The organism is Paraburkholderia sp. TE9906, from assembly GCF_056279605.1.
The window spans coordinates 1-19,512 of the sequence record NZ_JBWCCT010000007.1; the positions used below are offsets into that span (position 1 = coordinate 1).

A 19,512-nucleotide genomic window follows, 5' to 3' on the forward strand; every position below is an offset into this window, starting at 1 on the left:
CATTTCCTGCCTGGTGTTAGTCAAAAACACAGTCTTATGCCTACCCGTTATTTTAAGTGGGAGACTGTGTCCGGTGTTTCAGGGGGCTACTCCAGATTTCCAGGAACAGTTCAGCCTCTACAAGGGTTCAATCCCTGTCCGGCAGGATGTTCCCATGGATAAGTTCGACGCCTGCGCCAGGAAATCACGCGCGGATGAACAGGCCACAATCAAGTCCAACTCGTTCTTTCCGTCGTTGGCGTTTGGCGATGTTCAGTCGTCGGCCACCGAAGGCGCAATTACCGATGTCGTGACTGAATTCATGAACTCGAATGAAGACCCGCAAGAGGGAGTGCGTAAGTTAGCCGCGGCAGCAAAAGTTAAATAGGTGTGAGCCTCTCGACCTGACGAGAATCGAATCTATGCAAGGTCTTCTGTGGGACCTCGATAGACTTTAAAGAAGTCTCCTCCATGTCTCTGTGGATATGGATTTAGCCCGCCATTCGTGCGGGCTTTTTTTTTCGTAGAAGTCTCGCTTTCAATGGTGCCGCTACCGAGCCGTTGTCGGTACGATGCGACGCAACGGCGGCTGACAACGGCTGGCATCGACAATCTGGAGGCCGGTCTGATCCGATGCTCGGGCCCGTCCGATTCGAACTCGGCGGGAGTCGAAGCATATCGCCGCTACATATTGCGCCATGGGGCGACGATGCGCGATGGCCTGGACTGATGCGAGCGTTGCGCGGTGAGTGGCCATGTCTTCCGTTCGGTACCGCCCATACTCCCAGTGGTCTGCCGCAAGATTTCAAGCTAATAGCGTCCTCCGACGACTGGAACCACGGCTATCTGAAGTCGCACGACAGCGCCAGTTCCAGACCACCGCCGAGCGCATTTCCTGAAAAGCACCGAGATCGTCGGGACATCAAGTTCCGCAATACGCCGGAACACGCGATTTCCGGCCCGAATGAACCGGCTTCCCATCGCTTCAGCGTCGATATCGCCCCACTCCCCGATATCCGCACCACTACAAAAATAAGGTGTACTTGCCGAGCGGATCAGCACGACGCTAACGTCTTAGCTTCTTCAATTTGCGCGACGGCACGATCGATTCTCGCCAGCATCTCCAACGTCAGCGCATTGTGCCGCGTGGGGCGGTTGAGTGTAATCGTTGCGATGCCAGCGTCGATGTCGAAGATAATCGTGGAATCAGACATTTGAACGGGAAGTCCTCTACGGAGAGTCGGGGTCGGCGTCCGTCACCGGATCTACGATTCCTGTTCACCTTCCTGATGAGCGAGCCGCAACGTCGTGGGATCGTGATCGAGTAGCGTGCACAATACCTCGACTATCAGACCGTGATCGTCACGCTGTGGCAACCCGGACACGGTAATCGAACCGATGATGCCCGCACCCTGAACAGCCAGCGGAAAACCACCACCATGCGTCGCATAGTCGGCGTTCGACAGACCAAATTTGTCGCTCAACGTTGCTCCGGATTCCGCCAGTCGCAGGCCGACCGCGTATGAACTGCAACGGAAATGCGCGACAGTATTGTTTTTTCGCCGCACCCAGTCTCCGTTGTCAGGCGTTGTCCCGGTAAGGGCACTGTAGAAGATGGGCTGGCCGAAAGTACGCACGTCGATCGCAATCGGTAGCCCTCGTGTCCTGGCAATTTCATGTAGATGCGCCCCAATCTGCCAGCCGAAATCGGCGTCGAAACGGGGTGCTACCAGCAGCTTTTCCTGCTGCGAAATCAACTGAAGGTCTTCGGCAATAGTCATGACGATATAAGCGGAGCGAGTCCGCAATCCAGTAAAGTTATTGGAAAAGCACCAGCCGGGTATCGCTTAGCCAACCAGCGGAACGAACTTCAGGATGTGCTCGGCCACGCAGACGAGTTCTCCCGTTTGATTGACCACGTCCAGTTTCGAAACCGAACGCCGCCGCTTCAGATCGACGGCCTGCACGCGATACGTGTACGTCAAAATGTCCCCGATAAGGGCGGCCTTGAGAAAACGGACCCGGTCATACCCGAGCGACACGGGCGTTTCACCCGCATCTCGCAGCCCCGATAGTCGCTCCACGACCTCGGTCGAGCAGTGCGACATCCATGCAACGAGCAGTGCACCGTGAGCGATACGTGTTTTGTACGGCGATCGCGACATGATCTCCATGCTCATGTGAGCCGGTGAGAAGTCGCCGCTTATTCGTGCAAAAGCGTCGATGACTTGAGCCGTCACCGCTTTCGTCAAAATGACCTCGTCACCAACTTTCAGATAGAAATCAGAGTCCAAGCGATTGCCCCAAAGCACCGTCCAGTTGTCGCTTCGACGATCGGATCAGAAACATCGCGCCCCAGGCTACGAGATACGCCGAGCCGCATACGATGAAGAGAATGTTGTATCCCGAGTTGATTCGGCCAAGCGCGACGAAACGATCGAGGAGTGCCCCGACGAACAATGGAAACACCGTGCCTCCTACCGCTCCGGCCATGCCGCCGATGCCAACTACCGACCCAACCAGCGCTCGAGGAAACATGTCGGATGCCGTGGTAAAGAGATTAGCTGACCATCCCTGATGTGCTGCGGCCGCAAGACTGAGCAGTCCAACCATTGCCCACATGTTATCGATCCATGGTGAGAAAGCGATCGGCACGACCAGAAATGCCAGGCCCAGCATGACGCTCTGTCGCGCACGCTGCACCGTCCACCCCCGCGTGATCAATTGCGAAGAAAGCCAGCCGCCAAAGATACTTCCGATCGAGGTCGAGAAGTAGACGACGACAAGCGGCAATCCGAGGTTTTTCAAGTCGAGGTGATAGCGGGTGGAAAAATACGACGGGAGCCAGAACAACATGAACCACCAGATGGGATCTGTTAGCACCTTCCCTACAATGAAGGCCCAGGTCTTTCGCGATCTCAGCAGAGACAACCAGTCCACGACTTTGCCCGCACCTTCGTTCGCGCTACGGTCGTCCTCGATGTACTTCAATTCCGACGGCGTAACCCTGCGGTGTTTTTGCGGCGCGTAATACATGACATACCAGAGACCCAGCCAGATGAAGCCCGTAAGCCCCGTTATAAGAAAGGCAGCCTGCCAGCCATAGGCAGCCGCAAGCCGCGGCACGATGGCAGGCGCGGCCACGGCGCCGATGCTGGTCCCGGACGTCAGAATTCCCACTGCCAGCGCTTGCTCTTTTCGAGGGAACCACTCGGCGACCGACTTCACCGCCGACGGAAAATTTCCCGACTCGGTCAGGCCCAGCAACGACCGCACGAACACAAACCCCAACGTGCTGCGCACCAGAGCATGCCCGCAGGCAGCCAGACTCCAGACCAATACACAGACTCCATAGCCGACCTTGACACCAAATCGGTCGATCAGTTTGCCCGACAGGATAAGTCCGAACGCATAGCAGGCCGTAAAGACCGCCACCATGTAGCCGTATTCGGCTTCGGTCCAATGAAACCGGGCGGCAAGGTCAGGCTTGAGTAGTCCGAGAACCTGCCGATCCAGGTAGTTAATTGTTGTTGCGAAAAATAGCAGCGCGCAAATACGCCATCTATAGCTGGAATTACCCACCGCTGTTCCTTTAAATGAACTCCCCAGGGTCCCGTGTATCCCGAAACCAATTCCATCTGCCGCAATCGCTTAGCGTAAGGAAAGAAACTCAATGCTCGATGTGAAGCTTGCGCCAATCGAACACAACGAAAGGTTCATCGATGCTTCGCGCCAGTAGCTCGCGATAGACTTTCTCAGGTGCTTCGGGCGATTCGACTCGCACCATCCCTGCCAAGGGAATGCGATCCTCCATTAGCCATTTCATCGCTTTGCGAAAGCCCGCCATGATGCTCTGCGCACTGTTGTTGTAGCCCCCGAGCAGTTCTTCCCACTTGAAACTGCGGGAGACCAACGGGAACGCCCACTCCCAGCCGCTGCGCAACTCCACGAAACCGTTGAACACCGCATTGAGCAACTCGTGAGCGGACAGATCCGTCTGACGCCGCCAGGGCACGCCGACCAGTACCACTTCGCCGTTCTGACGGACCATCCGGCAACCGTCCAGCACCGCCTGCTCGTGGCCGGAGCAGTCGACCACCAGGGCAACCTGACCTGCAAGGTCGACACGGTCGAAAGGAAATGCCGGCAGCACCGATCGCAAGCCCGAATGCTCTGCCTGCGCGCGTCGCTTCGCATCCGGTTCGACGACCGTGACTTCGTCGCCGCTGATCCTGAAAATATGCGCGGCCAGATAGCCGACCGGACCCGCACCGCAAATCACAACGGGGTCGCCTGGCCGCGCTTTCGTCGTCATCAACGTTGTCATCGATACTCCGACGAGGCGCGCCAGCAGCGCAGTTTCCGCATTCATTCCGGACGGTATCGCAACAGTGTGGGCTACGTCGACCTGCTGGTAGGTGCGATGGCTGCCCATGCAGAACAGCAGATCACCCACCGCCGCGCCATTTACTTCTGCGCCACGCTCCTGAACTTCGAACACCGCCGAGTAGCCCGGCTTGACAGGAAAGTCCTCTCCGCTCGCCCACGCCAGTTCCGTCCCGGGACTCACGAGAGTGGCAACCGTGCGTCCACGGACCTCGTTCGGGAGTAACGCCTCCGACGGTTCGCAGGGTTGCAGAACGAATTGCTCCTTCGCGGGGAAGCAGATTTCCATCTCTTGCATTTGATGTCTCCCAGCGGACGACAGCACCGCCGTACCGGCGTGACACTGAATTTCGAAGACGACAGCCGACACCTATCGAGCTGAACACCGCTGCCTACCCTCGCCTGTCTTATGCGGATTGCGGCGCCCAAAGAGTCGGGCCGCCTGCCTCTTCATATCCGAGCGGACCGCTTCTGCTCACCACTTCCAGGAATTGCCCCCACGGCGTGCGCAAATAAACCCACGTTAGTCCCTTCATCGGACCGGAGTCGACATAGGTCGGCCCATCCAGCACGTCCACGCCGATCTCTCGCAGGCGAGCGGCCGCGGCAGTAGCATCTTCGACCTGAAAGGCCATGTGGAAGCCACCCACCTCGCTGTTGCGTTTGAGAGCCGATTGCGCAGGTTCTCCCGAGTATTCGAATAGCTCGAGATTCGCGCCGCTGCCGCAGCGCAGCACCTTGATGTTCTCGATGCGGCAATGTTCGGGCACGCCGAGACGCCGCACCATATACGCGTTGTCCGCAACGACCGGTCCCGTTTCCAACACCGTGACCGCCCCAAAGGCCTTTTCGAAAAATTGCACGGCTTCGTCGAGATTGGGAACCGTGAAGCCAACGTGTTCCATGCCGAGAAATTTCATCGTCTGTTTTCCGCCAGATAGTTCGTATCGGAATGAGAGAAGTACTCAGGATTAGAATGCGGGCTTGACCGTATCCACATTGTCTTTCGTCACACGCACCGTCGGCAGGACAATCTTCGGCGGGACTTTTTCACCCTTCAGGATTTTCAGCGCGACTGCGATGCCCTCAGTGCCAGCTGGCGGATAGAGCCACGTGGCGGCTTCATCGCCGGCCCGAATTGCGTCCAACTCTTCTTTCTGTCCGTCAAGCCCGGTCACCTTGATTTCTTTGGACCGCCCGCTTTCCTTGATCGCCTGAATAGCGCCCAGCGCCATCTCTCCATTTGCGGCAAAAACGATATCGAGCGTGCCTGGCGGATGTGCCTGAAGGATGTTCTGCATTACCGAATACGCTTTAGGACGACGGTAATCGCCAGGTTGCGACGCAACGATCTTGATGTCCGGATATTTCTTGATGACCGACACCGCCCCGCCCACCCGATTCAGCGACGTCTCGTCTCCCGGAATCCCTTCGAGAACGACCACATTACCCTTCGGCTTACCGTTCTTCTGCGTCAAGGTGTCGACGATGAACTGGCCAGCGTCGACACCCAATGCACGGTTATCTCCAGACACCATCGTGATCGCACCGGCATTTTCAATTGGCTTGCCCACGAACATGTACGGGACGCCGCGCTCTTTCAGACTTGCCAGCTCCTGACGCAGCCCCTCCGCCTTGCCCGCCTGAACCAGCAACAATTTGATGCCCTTCGATTGCATGTCCTCGATGCCGGCAATCTGGGTCGCCACATTACCCTGTCCGTCGGTGGCCAGCAGACGGATGCCGGCCGCGCTGGAACCGGCTTCGATCTGCTTGCGCTGCGTCGCGAGCCACGGATGGTCGAGGCTCTCCTGAGACAGTCCGATGGTTTCCGAAGCGCCCCATGCGGCGTTCATTGCACTGAAACACAGTGCCACCGTAGTCAAGGTCAGTGTAATTTTCGATGTTTTCATGTTGTCTCCTTTGTGTCGTATAGCCTAGCGGCCCTTGGAACGACTAAGCTGAGCGTGAATCAGGACGGCTATCACGATGATGGCGCCCTTCACAATCAATTGCGTATAAGCAGGAATGTTCAAAAGATTAAGCAGATTGTTGAGCACGCCGATCAGGAGTACCCCGATGATCGTGCCGCCGATTCCACCAGCACCACCGGCCAGACTCGTGCCACCCACCACAACCGCCGCAATGGCATCCAGTTCGAGACCCTTTCCAAGATTCGCTTCGCCGATGTTCAATTGCGCGGCCATGACGATGCCACCGAGACCAGCGAAAAGACCGGACAGCACGTACGCGATGACCCGCACGCGATCCACCGCAACGCCCGACAGACGGGCTGCTTCGATGTTGCCGCCCACTGCGTAGACGTGACGTCCATAGCGCGTCTTCTTCAGAATCAACATCGAAACCAGCGCCATCAGAATAAAAAGAATGGCCTGCACCGGGACACCACCGACACGACCGCGACCGATCCATCCGAGAGACACGGGCACACCGATGACAGGTTGACCATCGGAATAGGCGAGCCCAACACCGACTAACGCAGTCATCATGCCGAGCGTGACGATGAACGGCTGGATGCGTCCTTTCGTGGTGATAAAACCGTTCAACCACCCACATGCCACTGCCACCCCTAAACCGCCGGCAAGCGACGCGACAGGACCGTAGGGTTTCAGCCCCGCAACCGCCAGGGTCGTCAAGGCGAGGATGGAACCGACCGACAGATCGATACCTGCAGTCAAAATCACGAACGTCATGCCGAGCGCGGTCAGCCCGACTACCGACACCTGTCTCACGACGTTGAGCAGATTGTCAGGCGTGAGAAAGAACGGTGACGAGAAGGCCGCTGTCATGCAGAGCAGCAGAAAGATGGCCAGAATCCCGTAACGCTGAACGAGCTCGATTCTCCGATAGGCGTTATTCGAAAAGCGCTCGCTGGAACTGATATTCGACATCGACTCGGCAATAGCCATGATTACCTCGCAATCATTTGTAGGACGGACTCTTCGGTTGCGCCGAGCGCAATGGCCTCACCTGTCACGACACCGTCGCGCACGCCGACGATGCGGTCGGCCATGCCGATAAGTTCCGGTAATTCCGAAGAGATCAGAAGCACTGCTTTGCCTGAGCGCGCAACTTCATCGATGAGCTTGTAGAACTCTGCTTTCGCGCCCACGTCGACACCGCGAGTCGGCTCGTCCAGAATCAGCAACGAAAACGAATGCGCCATCCACTTGCCGAAAACCACCTTCTGCTGGTTTCCGCCGGACAGTGTCACGACAGGCACCTCGACGCTGGAAGCGGACACCGCGAGTTGCTTGTAGACTTTCGCGACGCGCGCCCGCTCCTTGCGGCCGTCGACGAAGCCGAACCGGCAGATGCTTTTCAGCGTGGGCAAGATAGCGTTCTCGCGAATACTCAGTCCCAGCACCAGGCCTTGGGTCTTGCGGTCTTCAGGAACTAGCGCGATGCCCGCTTCAATCGCCTGCGAAGGCGATTCGGGCCGATGACTGCGGCCTCGGAGCGAAATGCGGCCACCGGTGACATTCTCGAGACCGAAAATCGCTCTCGCCACTTCGGTTCGACCCGCGCCCACGAGTCCGGCGAGGCCGACGACCTCGCCGGCACGAACGGAGAAGCTGACGTCGCGCACGCGTTGTTCGAGGCGCAAACCCTCGACTTCGAGCACGATCTCGCCGGTCGCCGCCGGCCGCTTGTCGGGAAAGCGCGTATCGAGTTCGCGGCCGACCATGAGCTGGATCAGCGCGTCCCGGCTCAATTCGCCGACGGGCCGTGTGCATACCGAGCGGCCGTCCTTCATCACCGTGCAGGTATCGCAAAGATCGAAGATTTCATCCATGCGGTGCGACACATAGATGATCGTCACGCCCTCGGTGGAGAGCTTTCTGACCACGTTATAAAGCAACGTCATTTCGTGGTCGGACAGCGTTGCCGAGGGTTCATCCATGATCAGCACCCGCGCCGATATGGCCAACGACTTGGCGATTTCAACGAGTTGCTGCTCGGCGACCGAAAGAGTGCCAACCCGCCGACGCACATCGATCGGCGCACCGATGCGCTCCAGTAGCGCCTGCGCTTGCTTGCGCATGAACTGGCTGTCGAGCAGTCCGTTTGCGATCCGCTCGCGTCCGAGGAAGATGTTCTCCGTCACGTTCAATCCCGGTATCAGATTGAACTCCTGGTAAATGGTCGAGACCCCGGCGATAGCCGCTTCGCTCGGCGACTGTGGCGCGTAGGGCTGTCCGTCGAGCAGCAACTCCCCGCCGTCCGGTGCAATCGCGCCACTCAGAATCTTGATGAGGGTCGACTTGCCTGCTCCGTTCTCTCCAACCAATGCGTGAACGGAGCCCTTGCTGCAGGTGAAGGCGATCTGATCGAGCGCACGCACGCCCGGGTAAGTCTTGCTGATTCCTCGTACTTCAAGGGCATTCATCGCGCACCTCTTGAGTTGACGACGCGGGCAAAGCGCTCGTTCAGGCGACCTGCAACTGGATCTTGAGTACGCTTTTGTCTTCGGCGAGACGCGCAAAGGCGTGCTCGACATCCTCGAGCCGATAGATCGTCGTCAGAAACGGCGCGACAGCGATACGTTTGTAGCCGAGCAGTGTCGCGGCCTCGTGCATGTCGTCACCCATTCCCGCTACGCTCGCCTGGACGCCCTGCTCGCGCAGAACGAAATCGAGCGCTGAAATGCGGAACGTGTGACCCGGTTTGGCGATGCCGAAGGCAATCACGCGACCACCCGGACGGATAAGCGCGAGTGCCCGTTCGTAGAGTTCGGTGAGACCGACGCTCTCGATCGCGACATCGACACCTCTTCCGTCGGTGGCGGTCCGCACGGTGGCCTCCAGCTCCGCCGCATCGGTCACGACGAAGTCCGCGCCCAGTTCCTTGGCCAGTTGGGCGCGCCGCGCGTTCGGTTCCATCACCACCACCGGCGCCGCTCCCGAACGCAGCGCGAGTTGTAGGTGCAACTGCCCAATCGGACCTGCACCGATGATCAGGACACTCTCGCCGAGACGCAGATGACTCTTGCGAAACGCGCGCACGATGCATGACAACGGCTCGACCATCGTGCCTTCTTCGATCGGCATCGACGGCGGCAGCGGAACGACGGCATAGGCCGGCACCCGCACGTACTCGGCCATGCCGCCATTTGCGTGGATCCCGAGTTGAACCATCTGTGTGCAGTTGAGGATTTCGTTCTTGCGGCAATAGAAACAGCTACGGCAACCCAGATTGATATCCGCTGTCACCGGCTGGCCGACGCGCAGTCCTTTCACATCGGAACCGATCTCCGAAATTGTCCCGGAGAACTCATGACCCGGAATCAACGGCAGGCGATCGGCGGAGTAATTGCCGTGATAGATATGCAGGTCGGTGCCGCAGATACCGCAGCGCTCCACCTTGATCAATACATCCGATGCACCGCATTCCGGAATCGGCACGTCACGCAATTCGAACTGCCTCGGAGCGACTAGTACAGCAGCTTTCATGGCTTTCTCACTAACGGTGAACGAGGTGAACGCGGGGACGAAACAGCCCCTCCGCCATGGCGAACCGTGGCAGCATTGCTTGTTGAGTGTGTCGCGTGCCGCGCAGAGCGTGAGTGCGCGGCAATGACCTTATTGGACCTTAAAGCGGCGTCGGCGCGTCCTCGCGGATCGACCCTCGGCGCTTCAATTCGGCCCAGAATTCCGCTGGAATGTCAGCGCGGAAGGTCTGCAGGTTGTCTTCCAGTTGCGCCACCGTGCGCACGCCGGGAATGTTGGTCGGAATCGCCGGATGGCCGAGAACGAACTGCAGCGACGCGGCCTTGAGCGGCACCGAGTAGTCCCGGCAGACCTGTTCGATCTTGCGTACGCGTTCCAGAATCGCTTCCGGTGCGGGTGCATAGTTGTACTTCGCTCCCGGCACGGCGCCCGTCGCCAGAATGCCGCTGTTGTAGCCGCCGCCGAGAATCACCGACACCTGCTTCTCTTCGCACAGCGGCAGAAAGCCGTCCAGCGCATCCTGCTCGAGCAGCGTATAGCGGCCAGCCAGCAACAGGCAGTCGAAATCCTGCTGACGGATTGCTTCGTGGGCAACCTGCCACTCGTTGACCCCCAGGCCCACCGCTTTCACGACACCTTCGTCGCGAAGCTTCAGCAGCGCTTTCGACGCACCCTTCATCGCAGCATCGAACATCTCGGGCTGACGCTCGCCGTGCGTAAACACGTCGATGTCGTGAATCAGCGCGATATCGATATGCTCCAACGCCAGACGCTGCAGACTGTCCTCGATCGAACGCATCGTGCCGTCGTAGCTGTAATCGAATACGGGTTCGAACGGCAGACCGTCCACCCATGGCGCGAAGTTGATCTCCGCGCGTTTGCGCGGCTTCAGCAGCCGTCCTACCTTCGTCGAGAGCACGTACTCCTCACGCGGATACCACCGCAGCCCTTGCCCGCAACGCGCCTCACTCAGACCGTGGCCGTACATCGGGGCGGTGTCGAAGTAACGGACTCCTGCGTCCCACGCAGCCTTGATCAGCGTCGCGGCATCTTCTTCGCTGATCGGCCTGAAGATGTTGCCAATCGGCGCAGCGCCGAAGCCCATCATGGTTGTCTCGAGCCCTGAACGCGGCCATTTTCGCTTTGCCACCGGATCCATCTTTCGTCTCCTGTATCGACCAGAGTCAGCGCCTGGGAGCAACTCCGAATTTATTCGAGGTGTATGCGGGAATTATCTAATTAATCTGCTTACCCGCTTCTATGTAACTCACCGGATAGTTACTTAAAGTTGATATTAGGCCTGACTCGAATATCGATCAAGCGGGTTTTCCCTGGCGTTTCCACCGTTTGTGCGAAACATTGCGGCGCAGCGATTACAGCATTCCTACGCTGGACGGAGTCAGGCCATGAGTCGCAGAAATGCGGCCATCGTTTCAACAGAGCTTTCGAGAAGATGGCGACCAGAATGGGCCGTTAGACCTCGCGCTTTGGCCGCGTTCAACAGCGGCGTCTGCTCGGGCTTCATGATGAGATCGGCAACGACCGCCTGCTGACTGGCGCAAGTCAGGTCGATCGGCGAGGGATCGCCGGCGCGCATCCCACACGGGGTTGCGTTGACGATCAGGTCGTGTGTTGCTTGCGCGGATGCCACGCCTCGACGTATCGACGCGGCGCTTCGGCGCGAACGTAAGGCGTCTTCGAGACGTCCCATCGACTCGAGATTGGCATCGTACAGGTCGATCGATATAACACCGGCATCGAGAAGCGCATGTGCGACTGCCGTGCCTGCCCCGCCGGTTCCGACCAGCAGCACCGACTTGTTGCGCACCACCTGCCCACATGCGGCGAGGCCTTTCACGAAGCCGCTACCGTCGAACATGGCACCAGACCACGTGCCGTCCGCTTCACGGCGCAGGCAGTTCACGCCGCCCGTTTGCCGAACCGAATCGGACAAGTTCGCCGCATATGCAGCGGCAGCAAACTTGTGCGGCACCGTCACCACGACGCCCGCAAGGTTGACGATACCGCGCAGGCCGTTGAGTACCGCACCGAGTTGAGCAGGCGGTACGTGCATTGGAATCAGCACGGCATTCACTGCATGACGTTCGAACAGCGCATTGAACAGCTCGGGCGATTTCGCCTGTGCGATAGGGTCACCCAGAATGGCGACGATTTTTGTTTCGCCATCGATCTGCCTCAAAAGTCACCTCCACGTCCACGTGTGATGCGTTCGATCAACCGTTGCACCCGCAACCCATCGTCGCCGACGACTGCCGGTGCCCGATCCTCCCGGATCGCAGCACAAAAATCCCGGATCAGCTCCCGATGTGCAACGTGAGAAAAATCCATCGGCTTCGCACCGAAGCCGGTCGAAGACGGATCGTCAAATTCATGCTTGCCGCCATCGTGAAAGAACACCCGCAAAGCCCCGCCCTCGAGCACAGCCGTGCCGTGCGTGCCGGCCAGTTCAATGCGCTCGGGAAAACCTGGAAACGCAGCGGTGGTTGCAAGCAGGTAGCCAGCCGCGCCACTTTTGAAGTTGAGCGTAGCGCTTGCGAAGTCCTCCGCTTCCATCGAGTGCAATGTCGTGGTCACCGTCGTTCCTGACACCGATGACGCATCACCTGCGAGCCACATGAGCAGGTCGAGGGAGTGGATCGCTTGCGTCATCAGTACGCCGCCGCCATCGCGTGCGTAGGTGCCCCTGCCCGGTTCATCGTAATAAGACTGCGGGCGCCACCAGCGTAGATCTAGTCCCGCGTAAGCGAGCGGGCCAAGCGCACCGCTGTGCACAAGACCGGCAAGCCGCTGGACCGCCGGACGAAAGCGGTTTTGAAATACCACACCGAGCCGCACATTGGCGTCATGACACGCTTGCACTATCCGTTCTGCGCGTTGCGTCGAGATATCGAGCGGCTTCTCCAGTAGCACGTGTTTGCCGGCAGCCGCAGCTTGCAGGGCTATATCAAGATGCGTGTGCGGCGGTGTCAACACCAGGACGGCGTCGACGCATGGATCTCCGAGCACAGACTCGAGCGACTCAGCGAGCGGAAAACCATACAGGTTCGCGAACGACTCAAGCCGCTCGCGCGAGCGTCCCAGCACACCGACCACATCAACTTCTTCACGCAAATCGTTCAGAGCAAGCGCGTGCGGCGTGGCCGCGAGCCCAACACCGATAATTGCAATCCGCGTCTTGCGCACTTTAGACTCCCTATCTGGCAGGCTCAAACGGACCCGGTCAATTCCGGCACTGCCTCGAACAGATCGCCCACGAGACCATAATCGGCGACGCTGAAAATCGGCGCTTCCGGGTCCTTGTTGATCGCGACGATCACCTTCGAGTCTTTCATGCCGGCCAGATGCTGGATCGCACCCGAGATGCCGACGGCCACGTACAGTTGCGGCGCAACGATCTTGCCGGTCTGGCCGACCTGATAGTCGTTCGGCACGAAGCCCGCATCGACGGCTGCGCGGGAAGCGCCCAGCGCCGCGTTCAGCTTGTCGGCCAGCGGCTCCAGAACCTTCGTATAGTTCTCGCCATTGCCCAGACCGCGGCCACCCGACACGATGATCTTCGCCGACGTCAGTTCCGGACGGTCCAGTTTCGTCACTTCACGGCTCACGAACTGGGTAACGCCCGCGTCTGCTGCCGCCTCGATCTTTTCCACGCTCGCGCTGCCGCCTTCTGCTGCCACCGGATCGAAGCCGGTCGAGCGCACCGTGATGACCTTGATCGGATCAGCCGATTGCACCGTTGCGATTGCGTTACCCGCATAGATCGGACGCTCGAACGTGTCGGCGCTATCCACGGCGGTGATGTCGCTGATCTGCGCGACGTCGAGTTTCGCGGCGATACGCGGCGCGATGTTCTTGCCGTAAGCGGTCGCCGGCGCCAGGATATGCGTGTAGTCCTTCGCGATGTTCATCACCGTCGCTTCGACGTTTTCCGCGAGACCCGCTTCGAGTTGCGGCGCGTCGGCCAGCAGCACCTTCGACACACCCGCGATCTTCGCAGCCGCATCGGCAGCAGCTTGTGCGTTGTGACCCGCGACCAGCACGTGAACGTCACCGCCAATCTTCTGCGCCGCTGCGATCGTGTTCAGCGTCGCGGCCTTGATCGACGCACTGTCGTGTTCTGCTATTACAAGATTAACAAGATTCGTCATTTCGTCCGTCTCCTTAAAGCACCTTGGCTTCAGTCTTCAGCTTCTCGACCAGCGTCTTCACGTCCGGCACCTTCACACCGGCGGAGCGCTTCGGCGGCTCGGCGACTTTCAACGTCTTCAGGCGCGGCGTGACGTCCACGCCCAGGTCTGCGGGCTTGATCGTTTCGAGCGGCTTCTTCTTTGCCTTCATGATGTTCGGCAGCGTCACATAGCGCGGCTCGTTCAGGCGCAGGTCGGTGGTGACCACGGCCGGCAGCGTCAGCGACAGCGTTTCGGCGCCGCCGTCCACTTCGCGCGACACGGTTGCCTTGCCGTCAGCCACGACAACCTTCGATGCAAACGTCGCTTGCGGCAGATTAGCCAGCGCGGCGAGCATCTGGCCGGTCTGGTTCGAATCATCGTCGATGGCCTGCTTGCCGAGAATGATCAACGAAGGCTGCTCCTTGTCCACCAGCGCCTTCAGCAGCTTGGCAACCGCCAGCGGCTGCAGTTCTTCGGTCGACTCGATCAGGATCGCGCGATCCGCGCCGATCGCCAGCGCCGTGCGCAGCGTTTCCTGCGCTTGCGTGACGCCTGCGGACACAGCGATCACTTCGGTCGCCACACCGGCTTCCTTCAGACGCACCGCTTCTTCCACTGCGATTTCATCGAACGGATTCATCGACATCTTCACGTTCGCGATGTCGACACCCGTGCCGTCCGACTTCACCCGAACCTTCACGTTGTAATCGACCACTCTCTTGACTGCTACTAGCACTTTCATTTCGTAACCACCCTTCTCCGCCAGATTGTCCATGTCAGTCCAGACTGACCACGCTTGAACCTATTTGATGACCAACACCTTCGAGCGATCGAAAGCCACTGTCACAGCGACAATCAGGATCACGCCGAACACGATCTGTTGTGCAAACACGCTGATGCCGACAAACGTCATGCCCACGCGCGCGACCGACACCAGCAACGCACCGATCAGCGTGCGCACGATGCCACCTGAGCCACCGGTCAACGCCGTTCCGCCGACAATCACCGCAGCGATTGCCGGCAATAGAAACTGATTGGCCAACGTAGGCGAGCCACTGCCAAGCCGTCCCGCCATTACGACACCGGCAAGGCCGGCAAAAAACGACGAGGTCGCAAACACCAGGCATTTGGTCACGGAAACGCGCACGCCCGATGCAATGGCGGCCGGCTCGCCTGCGCCGATTGCATCGGTGTGACGACCAAAGACAGTCGAACGATGCAGAAACCAGCAGAACGCAAACACCGCAATGGCCAGCAAAATCTCATGCGGGATGCCGAACGAAGTCCCCGTCGTCCAGCCAAGCGAAGCGTTGCGCATGTCATCGCTGATCGCAATCGAACGTGTGCCTGACAGCGTGAGCGCCGCAGCCGCGGCAATGCCGCTGATCGCGAGCGTCGCAATGAACGAAGGAATCCGCAGCACGGTCTGGATCACGCCGCTCATGAGGCCGATCGCAAACGACGCCCCTAGTGCAATGACAGCCGCCCACGCGCCGTAGCGAGGCAGGAACAGCGCGACCATCACGCTTGCCAGCGATGCGACTGCCTGCAGCGACAGATCGATACTGCCAAGCAGCACCACAAAGGTGGTACCGGCCGCCATGATGAACAACGTGGAACTGTCTGCGAGCAGGCCGAGTTGCGTCGATAACGCCATAAAACCCGGCTGCGCGATTTCGATCAACATGTACAACGCCACTAACGCAGCCACTGGCGCGTTGTCGCGAAGCGTTGCCCGCGAAGGTGATTTCAGTAATGACATAGCAGCCTCACACCATATGTTCGACGATTTCAACCTGCGATGGCTTCGAGCCCACTTCGCATGGCAGAACCTTTTGCGCGCGGCCATCGCGCATCACCATGACGCGGTGGCTGAGGCCCAGAATTTCCTCGAGCGTGTCGCCCGTCAGCACGACGGCCACCCCTTCAGCGGTCAACTCGCGAATCAGTTGGTAGACCTCTTCTTTCGCGCCCACATCGAGGCCGCGAGTCGGATGGTCGAGCACGAGAATCCGGCTGCCGGCAAAGCGCCATTTCGCGAGTACGACTTTCTGCTGGTTGCCGCCCGACAGATTGCGGCAGGACGCATCGGGCCCAGGCGTCTTGATATGCAGACGCTGGATCCACTCGTCGGCGATCTTGCGTTCGCTTGCCTTGCGCACTACGCCGCCCCGGCTCACCGCGCTCAGTCGCGGTAACGTCAGGTTCTCCGCTACGCTCATCTGTGTCACGAGTCCTTCCACCTTGCGCTCGCGGGGCACATAGCCCACCCCCAATGCGACCGCGTGGTTCGCCTGCGGCCTGAGCAGCGTGCCGCCAATCCGCACTTCGCCTGAATCGAGTTTTTCAAGTCCGGCGATCACGCGGCACAGTTCTTCGCGCCCCGAGCCCACCACGCCTGCGACACCGAAGACCTCGCCACGGCGCAACTCGAACGACACATCGTTCAACGCATGACCGAGCGACGCATGTTGAACCGAAAGCGCCACCTCATCGCGACATGGCTTTTGCAGGTTCTCGCGGTAGTACTCGCCGTTCATCGAGCGGCCTACCATCAACTCATGAAGCTGCTTGACGGAGGCTTCCACCGACGCCATCTCCGCCACCACCTTGCCGTCCTTCATCACGTACACGCGGTCGCTCAGTGACAGCAGTTCGTCCAGACGATGCGAGACGAACACAAACGACGCGCGCGACTTCAGTTCGCGCACGAGCCTGAACAGGATTTCGATTTCGACGGCCTCCAGAACGGAAGTCGGTTCGTCGAGCAGGATGATCGGCGTGCCGCCCGTGCGACTCGCCAGCGACAACGCACGCGCCAACTCCACCATCTGACGCTGGCCGAATGACAAGTCTTCGCAAACCGTCAACGGATCGATGTCGAGATGCACGGTGGCAAGTTCAGCTTGCGCTGCGCGTTTGAGCTTCGACCAGTTCATCCGGCCGAACGTCGTGAAATCTTCTTCACGGCCGAGGAACAGGTTTTCGGCAATGGTCAGGTTGGGCAGGATCGATTGCTCCTGGTACACCATCGCAATGCCTTTCGCGGTAGCGTCGCGGGGATTGCGAATCACGAGCGGCTGGCCGGAGAGCGTGATTTCACCGGAGTCCTGACGGTACGCGCCGGTCAGCAGTTTCATCAGCGTCGACTTGCCTGCGCCGTTCTCGCCAATCAGGCCGACGATTTCATTGGGCCGCACTTCGACCGACACGTCGTCCAGTGCGAGCACACCTGGGAAGCGTTTAGTGATGTTCTTGAGTTTCAGCATGTCGAATCTCCCAGGCTTACTTGACGATGCGCCGGTGCGAGCGATTGAGCGCAAGCGTCACGGCTACGATGATCAGCACGCCCTGAATGCCCTGTTGCACGTATGGCGGCACGCCGAGCAGCACCATGCCGTTGCCGAGCACCACGACGATCAACGTACCGATCAGCGTGTTCAACGGACTGCCGTTGCCACCTGCGAGCGACGTGCCGCCTACTACGATGGCCGTGATCGCGACAAACAACTGGCCGTCTGCGATGAGCGCGTGGCCCTGCCCATATTGCGCGACGGCGAGGATGCCGGCCACACCATAGAAAGCACCTGCGAGTGCGAAGATCGCAATCCGCACGCGTCGCACCCGCACCCCGTTCAGACGCGCGAGATCCTCACCGCCGCCGATCGCCAGCGTGTGACGCCCGAGCAACGTATGGCGGTAGATGAACCACGCGAGCGCGAGCGCAAGCAAGCCGATCCATACCGACAGCGGCAAGCCCGCGTAGCGCGTAATCGCAATCGAACGCAGCGCTGTATCGCTCACGCGGATCGTGTTGCCCGATAGCCATGCCGTGCCGATTCCCGTTGCCACAAAGCCGACTGCGAGCGTGGCGATGAATGACGGAATCCGCAGGAACACGTGCAACATGCCGTTGGCCAACCCCAGCACCGTGCCGGCGGCGATCGCCACGGCCAGCACCCACAGGCCGTAGTGATTGTCGTTGTACGAGTTCTCGACCAGCATCGACACAGTGATGGCGGAAACCGCGACAATCCCTTCCGCCGACAGATCGATGCTGCCCAGTTGAATCACGAACGTTCCGCCGAGCGCGATGGTGAGCGGAATCGCGGCAGAAATCGCGATTCGCGCCAGATTCATCGGATCGAAGAAATCGTGATTGACCGCACCGATGCAAAGGCCGAGCGCCAGCAAGACCAGCAGCGGCGCAAAGCGCTGCAGCAGGGAATGCATCGACATGAACCCGATCCCGGTTGTTGTTGTGCTGACGGCCTGCCGGGTAGGCGCTGCGGTTAGTTTGCTCATCGATACACCACGGGCCCCGCGACGCGGGCGTAGAGATTGTTCCAGTCGGCGTTAGGCGCCGATTCGCGCGCCATGACCGTCTGCACGTTCGACTTGTTCACGAGCGTCGCCTTGCAGAACGATTCGCGCTGATCCTTGGGCAAGGAAGCGACCTGCAACTTCTTCTGCTGCGCCTGAAGGCCCATCGAGAGACCAATGCCACCCAGCCAGTACGGGTCCCAATCCACCGTCGTCACGAGTTCGCCGACCTTGATCGCGGCGAGTCCCGGCTGCGTGCCGTCCATGCCGGAGACCGGCAGCTGACCGGCCAGCCCTTCCGCGCGGAGCGCTTCGATCGCACCCAGCGCCATGTCGTCGTTCGCCGCCCACACACCCTTGATCTTCGAATTGAAGCGCGTCATCCAGGCCTGCATGATCGGGAAAGCCTTTTGCGAATCCCAATCCGCCACCTGGAAGTCCAGCAACTGGATGTCGGGGAATTTCTTCAATGCAGCCATCAAACCCGCCTTACGCTCGATGGCGGGCACGTTGCTGAAAATACCGCCAATCGCGACGACGCCCCCCTTGCCCCCCATCGCCTTGAACAACTCAGTGGCCGTCGCCTCGCCGTATGCGACACCGTCGAACGACATGTGGGCCACGTAGTTCGGGTTGAAATCCCACGGATGCAGGTCCTTCGGCTTATTCCAGATCGTCGTGACATAAGCACCGGCTTTCGAGCAGGCCTCGACAATCACGCGCGCGTCGGCGGAGTCGTTGGGGTCGACGTTCAGCACCAGGTTGCCGCCGGTCTTCTGCAGCAGCGCGCGAATATCCGCGATACCTTTTTCGGAGCTGCCTTCGGTGGTGAGCGGTACGTACGGCAACCCGATGCTCTTTGCGAAGCTCTGTGCGCCCTTGTTGAACGCGGTGTAATACGGATTGGTCAGCGAGCGGAACGAGCAGGCGAGCGTCGTCTGCCCGGCGCCGAACGATAGCCCCGACATGCCGCCGCTCGCGACGGCGAAGGCCGTGCCTGCGCCGAGCTTGATAAAGTCGCGACGCGATACACCTGTGTGTTGATCCTGTTTCGACATGATGTCTCCTCCGAGTCAGAAAGACCCTTTTCACCAGGGCTAGAAATAAATAACCAGATATTTACGATTAGGACAGGAAAGCCCAGATTTTCCGGGCTTTCCTCA

The 19,512-nt window shown here is 59.5% G+C and carries 19 protein-coding genes and 1 pseudogene; 1 reads left to right on the forward strand and 19 read right to left on the reverse strand.

The genetic code is table 11. The annotated features are described in order from the left end of the window. Window positions 1–367: pseudogene (locus tag ACZ9H4_RS19625) on the forward strand (hypothetical protein); the annotation flags it as partial. A gap of 667 nt (window positions 368–1,034) precedes the next feature. Here the strand turns inward: ACZ9H4_RS19625 and ACZ9H4_RS19630 are convergent. The 19 genes from ACZ9H4_RS19630 to ACZ9H4_RS19720 all read right to left on the reverse strand — a co-directional run bounded on the left by ACZ9H4_RS19630 (window position 1,035) and on the right by ACZ9H4_RS19720 (window position 19,407). Then, window positions 1,035–1,193 carry an enoyl-CoA hydratase/isomerase family protein gene (locus ACZ9H4_RS19630; RefSeq protein WP_408143641.1) on the reverse strand — a complete coding sequence of 53 codons (159 nt, stop codon included), beginning with the start codon at window positions 1,191–1,193 and terminating at the stop codon, window positions 1,035–1,037. A 51-nt stretch (window positions 1,194–1,244) separates the two neighbouring features. Then, window positions 1,245–1,760, reverse strand: coding sequence for a heme-degrading domain-containing protein (locus ACZ9H4_RS19635; protein WP_476120399.1), 516 nt, complete (start codon window positions 1,758–1,760; stop codon window positions 1,245–1,247). 66 nt (window positions 1,761–1,826) lie between these two features. Next, window positions 1,827–2,273 carry a MaoC family dehydratase gene (locus tag ACZ9H4_RS19640; RefSeq protein WP_408143644.1) on the reverse strand — a complete coding sequence of 149 codons (447 nt, stop codon included), beginning with the start codon at window positions 2,271–2,273 and terminating at the stop codon, window positions 1,827–1,829. After that, window positions 2,263–3,561: an MFS transporter gene (locus tag ACZ9H4_RS19645; RefSeq protein ID WP_476120401.1), complete on the reverse strand. Its 1,299-nt coding sequence runs from the start codon at window positions 3,559–3,561 to the stop codon at window positions 2,263–2,265. The genes ACZ9H4_RS19640 and ACZ9H4_RS19645 overlap by 11 nt, the downstream gene beginning before the upstream one ends. 88 nt (window positions 3,562–3,649) lie before the next feature. Continuing rightward, window positions 3,650–4,735 carry a zinc-binding dehydrogenase gene (locus ACZ9H4_RS19650; protein ID WP_476120404.1) on the reverse strand — a complete coding sequence of 362 codons (1,086 nt, stop codon included), beginning with the start codon at window positions 4,733–4,735 and terminating at the stop codon, window positions 3,650–3,652. Between the two features lie 37 nt (window positions 4,736–4,772). Beyond that, complete coding sequence (locus ACZ9H4_RS19655; RefSeq protein ID WP_476120406.1) at window positions 4,773–5,285, reverse strand: VOC family protein; 513 nt, start codon at window positions 5,283–5,285, stop codon at window positions 4,773–4,775. A gap of 51 nt (window positions 5,286–5,336) precedes the next feature. Further along, complete coding sequence (locus tag ACZ9H4_RS19660) at window positions 5,337–6,278, reverse strand: substrate-binding domain-containing protein (RefSeq protein ID WP_408143649.1); 942 nt, start codon at window positions 6,276–6,278, stop codon at window positions 5,337–5,339. Window positions 6,279–6,302: 24 nt separating this feature from the next. After that, window positions 6,303–7,295 (reverse strand): ABC transporter permease, encoded by a 993-nt coding sequence (locus ACZ9H4_RS19665; protein ID WP_408143651.1) that lies wholly within the window; start codon window positions 7,293–7,295, stop codon window positions 6,303–6,305. 2 nt (window positions 7,296–7,297) lie between these two features. Beyond that, on the reverse strand, window positions 7,298–8,776 hold the full coding sequence (locus ACZ9H4_RS19670) for a sugar ABC transporter ATP-binding protein (RefSeq protein ID WP_408328901.1): 1,479 nt from the start codon (window positions 8,774–8,776) through the stop codon (window positions 7,298–7,300). A 40-nt stretch (window positions 8,777–8,816) separates the two neighbouring features. Continuing rightward, on the reverse strand, window positions 8,817–9,839 hold the full coding sequence (locus tag ACZ9H4_RS19675; RefSeq protein ID WP_476120409.1) for a zinc-dependent alcohol dehydrogenase: 1,023 nt from the start codon (window positions 9,837–9,839) through the stop codon (window positions 8,817–8,819). A gap of 139 nt (window positions 9,840–9,978) precedes the next feature. Further along, window positions 9,979–10,995 (reverse strand): aldo/keto reductase, encoded by a 1,017-nt coding sequence (locus ACZ9H4_RS19680; protein ID WP_476120411.1) that lies wholly within the window; start codon window positions 10,993–10,995, stop codon window positions 9,979–9,981. A 240-nt stretch (window positions 10,996–11,235) separates the two neighbouring features. Beyond that, window positions 11,236–12,036, reverse strand: a complete 801-nt coding sequence (locus ACZ9H4_RS19685) for a shikimate dehydrogenase family protein (RefSeq protein ID WP_476120413.1) — start codon at window positions 12,034–12,036, stop codon at window positions 11,236–11,238. Continuing rightward, window positions 12,033–13,040, reverse strand: coding sequence for a Gfo/Idh/MocA family protein (locus ACZ9H4_RS19690; protein ID WP_476120415.1), 1,008 nt, complete (start codon window positions 13,038–13,040; stop codon window positions 12,033–12,035). The genes ACZ9H4_RS19685 and ACZ9H4_RS19690 overlap by 4 nt, the downstream gene beginning before the upstream one ends. Before the next feature lie 23 nt (window positions 13,041–13,063). Then, window positions 13,064–14,005 (reverse strand): electron transfer flavoprotein subunit alpha/FixB family protein, encoded by a 942-nt coding sequence (locus ACZ9H4_RS19695; protein WP_476120417.1) that lies wholly within the window; start codon window positions 14,003–14,005, stop codon window positions 13,064–13,066. Window positions 14,006–14,018: 13 nt separating this feature from the next. Further along, on the reverse strand, window positions 14,019–14,768 hold the full coding sequence (locus ACZ9H4_RS19700; protein ID WP_476120798.1) for an electron transfer flavoprotein subunit beta/FixA family protein: 750 nt from the start codon (window positions 14,766–14,768) through the stop codon (window positions 14,019–14,021). Window positions 14,769–14,828: 60 nt separating this feature from the next. Next, window positions 14,829–15,713 carry an ABC transporter permease gene (locus ACZ9H4_RS19705; RefSeq protein WP_408153646.1) on the reverse strand — a complete coding sequence of 295 codons (885 nt, stop codon included), beginning with the start codon at window positions 15,711–15,713 and terminating at the stop codon, window positions 14,829–14,831. 82 nt (window positions 15,714–15,795) lie between these two features. After that, a complete protein-coding gene (locus tag ACZ9H4_RS19710) occupies window positions 15,796–17,295 on the reverse strand; it encodes a sugar ABC transporter ATP-binding protein (protein WP_408326131.1) in 1,500 nt (499 codons plus the stop codon). A 16-nt stretch (window positions 17,296–17,311) separates the two neighbouring features. Beyond that, window positions 17,312–18,265, reverse strand: a complete 954-nt coding sequence (locus tag ACZ9H4_RS19715) for an ABC transporter permease (RefSeq protein ID WP_408143669.1) — start codon at window positions 18,263–18,265, stop codon at window positions 17,312–17,314. 62 nt (window positions 18,266–18,327) lie between these two features. After that, on the reverse strand, window positions 18,328–19,407 hold the full coding sequence (locus tag ACZ9H4_RS19720; protein WP_476120420.1) for a sugar ABC transporter substrate-binding protein: 1,080 nt from the start codon (window positions 19,405–19,407) through the stop codon (window positions 18,328–18,330). Window positions 19,408–19,512: the final 105 nt, after the last annotated feature.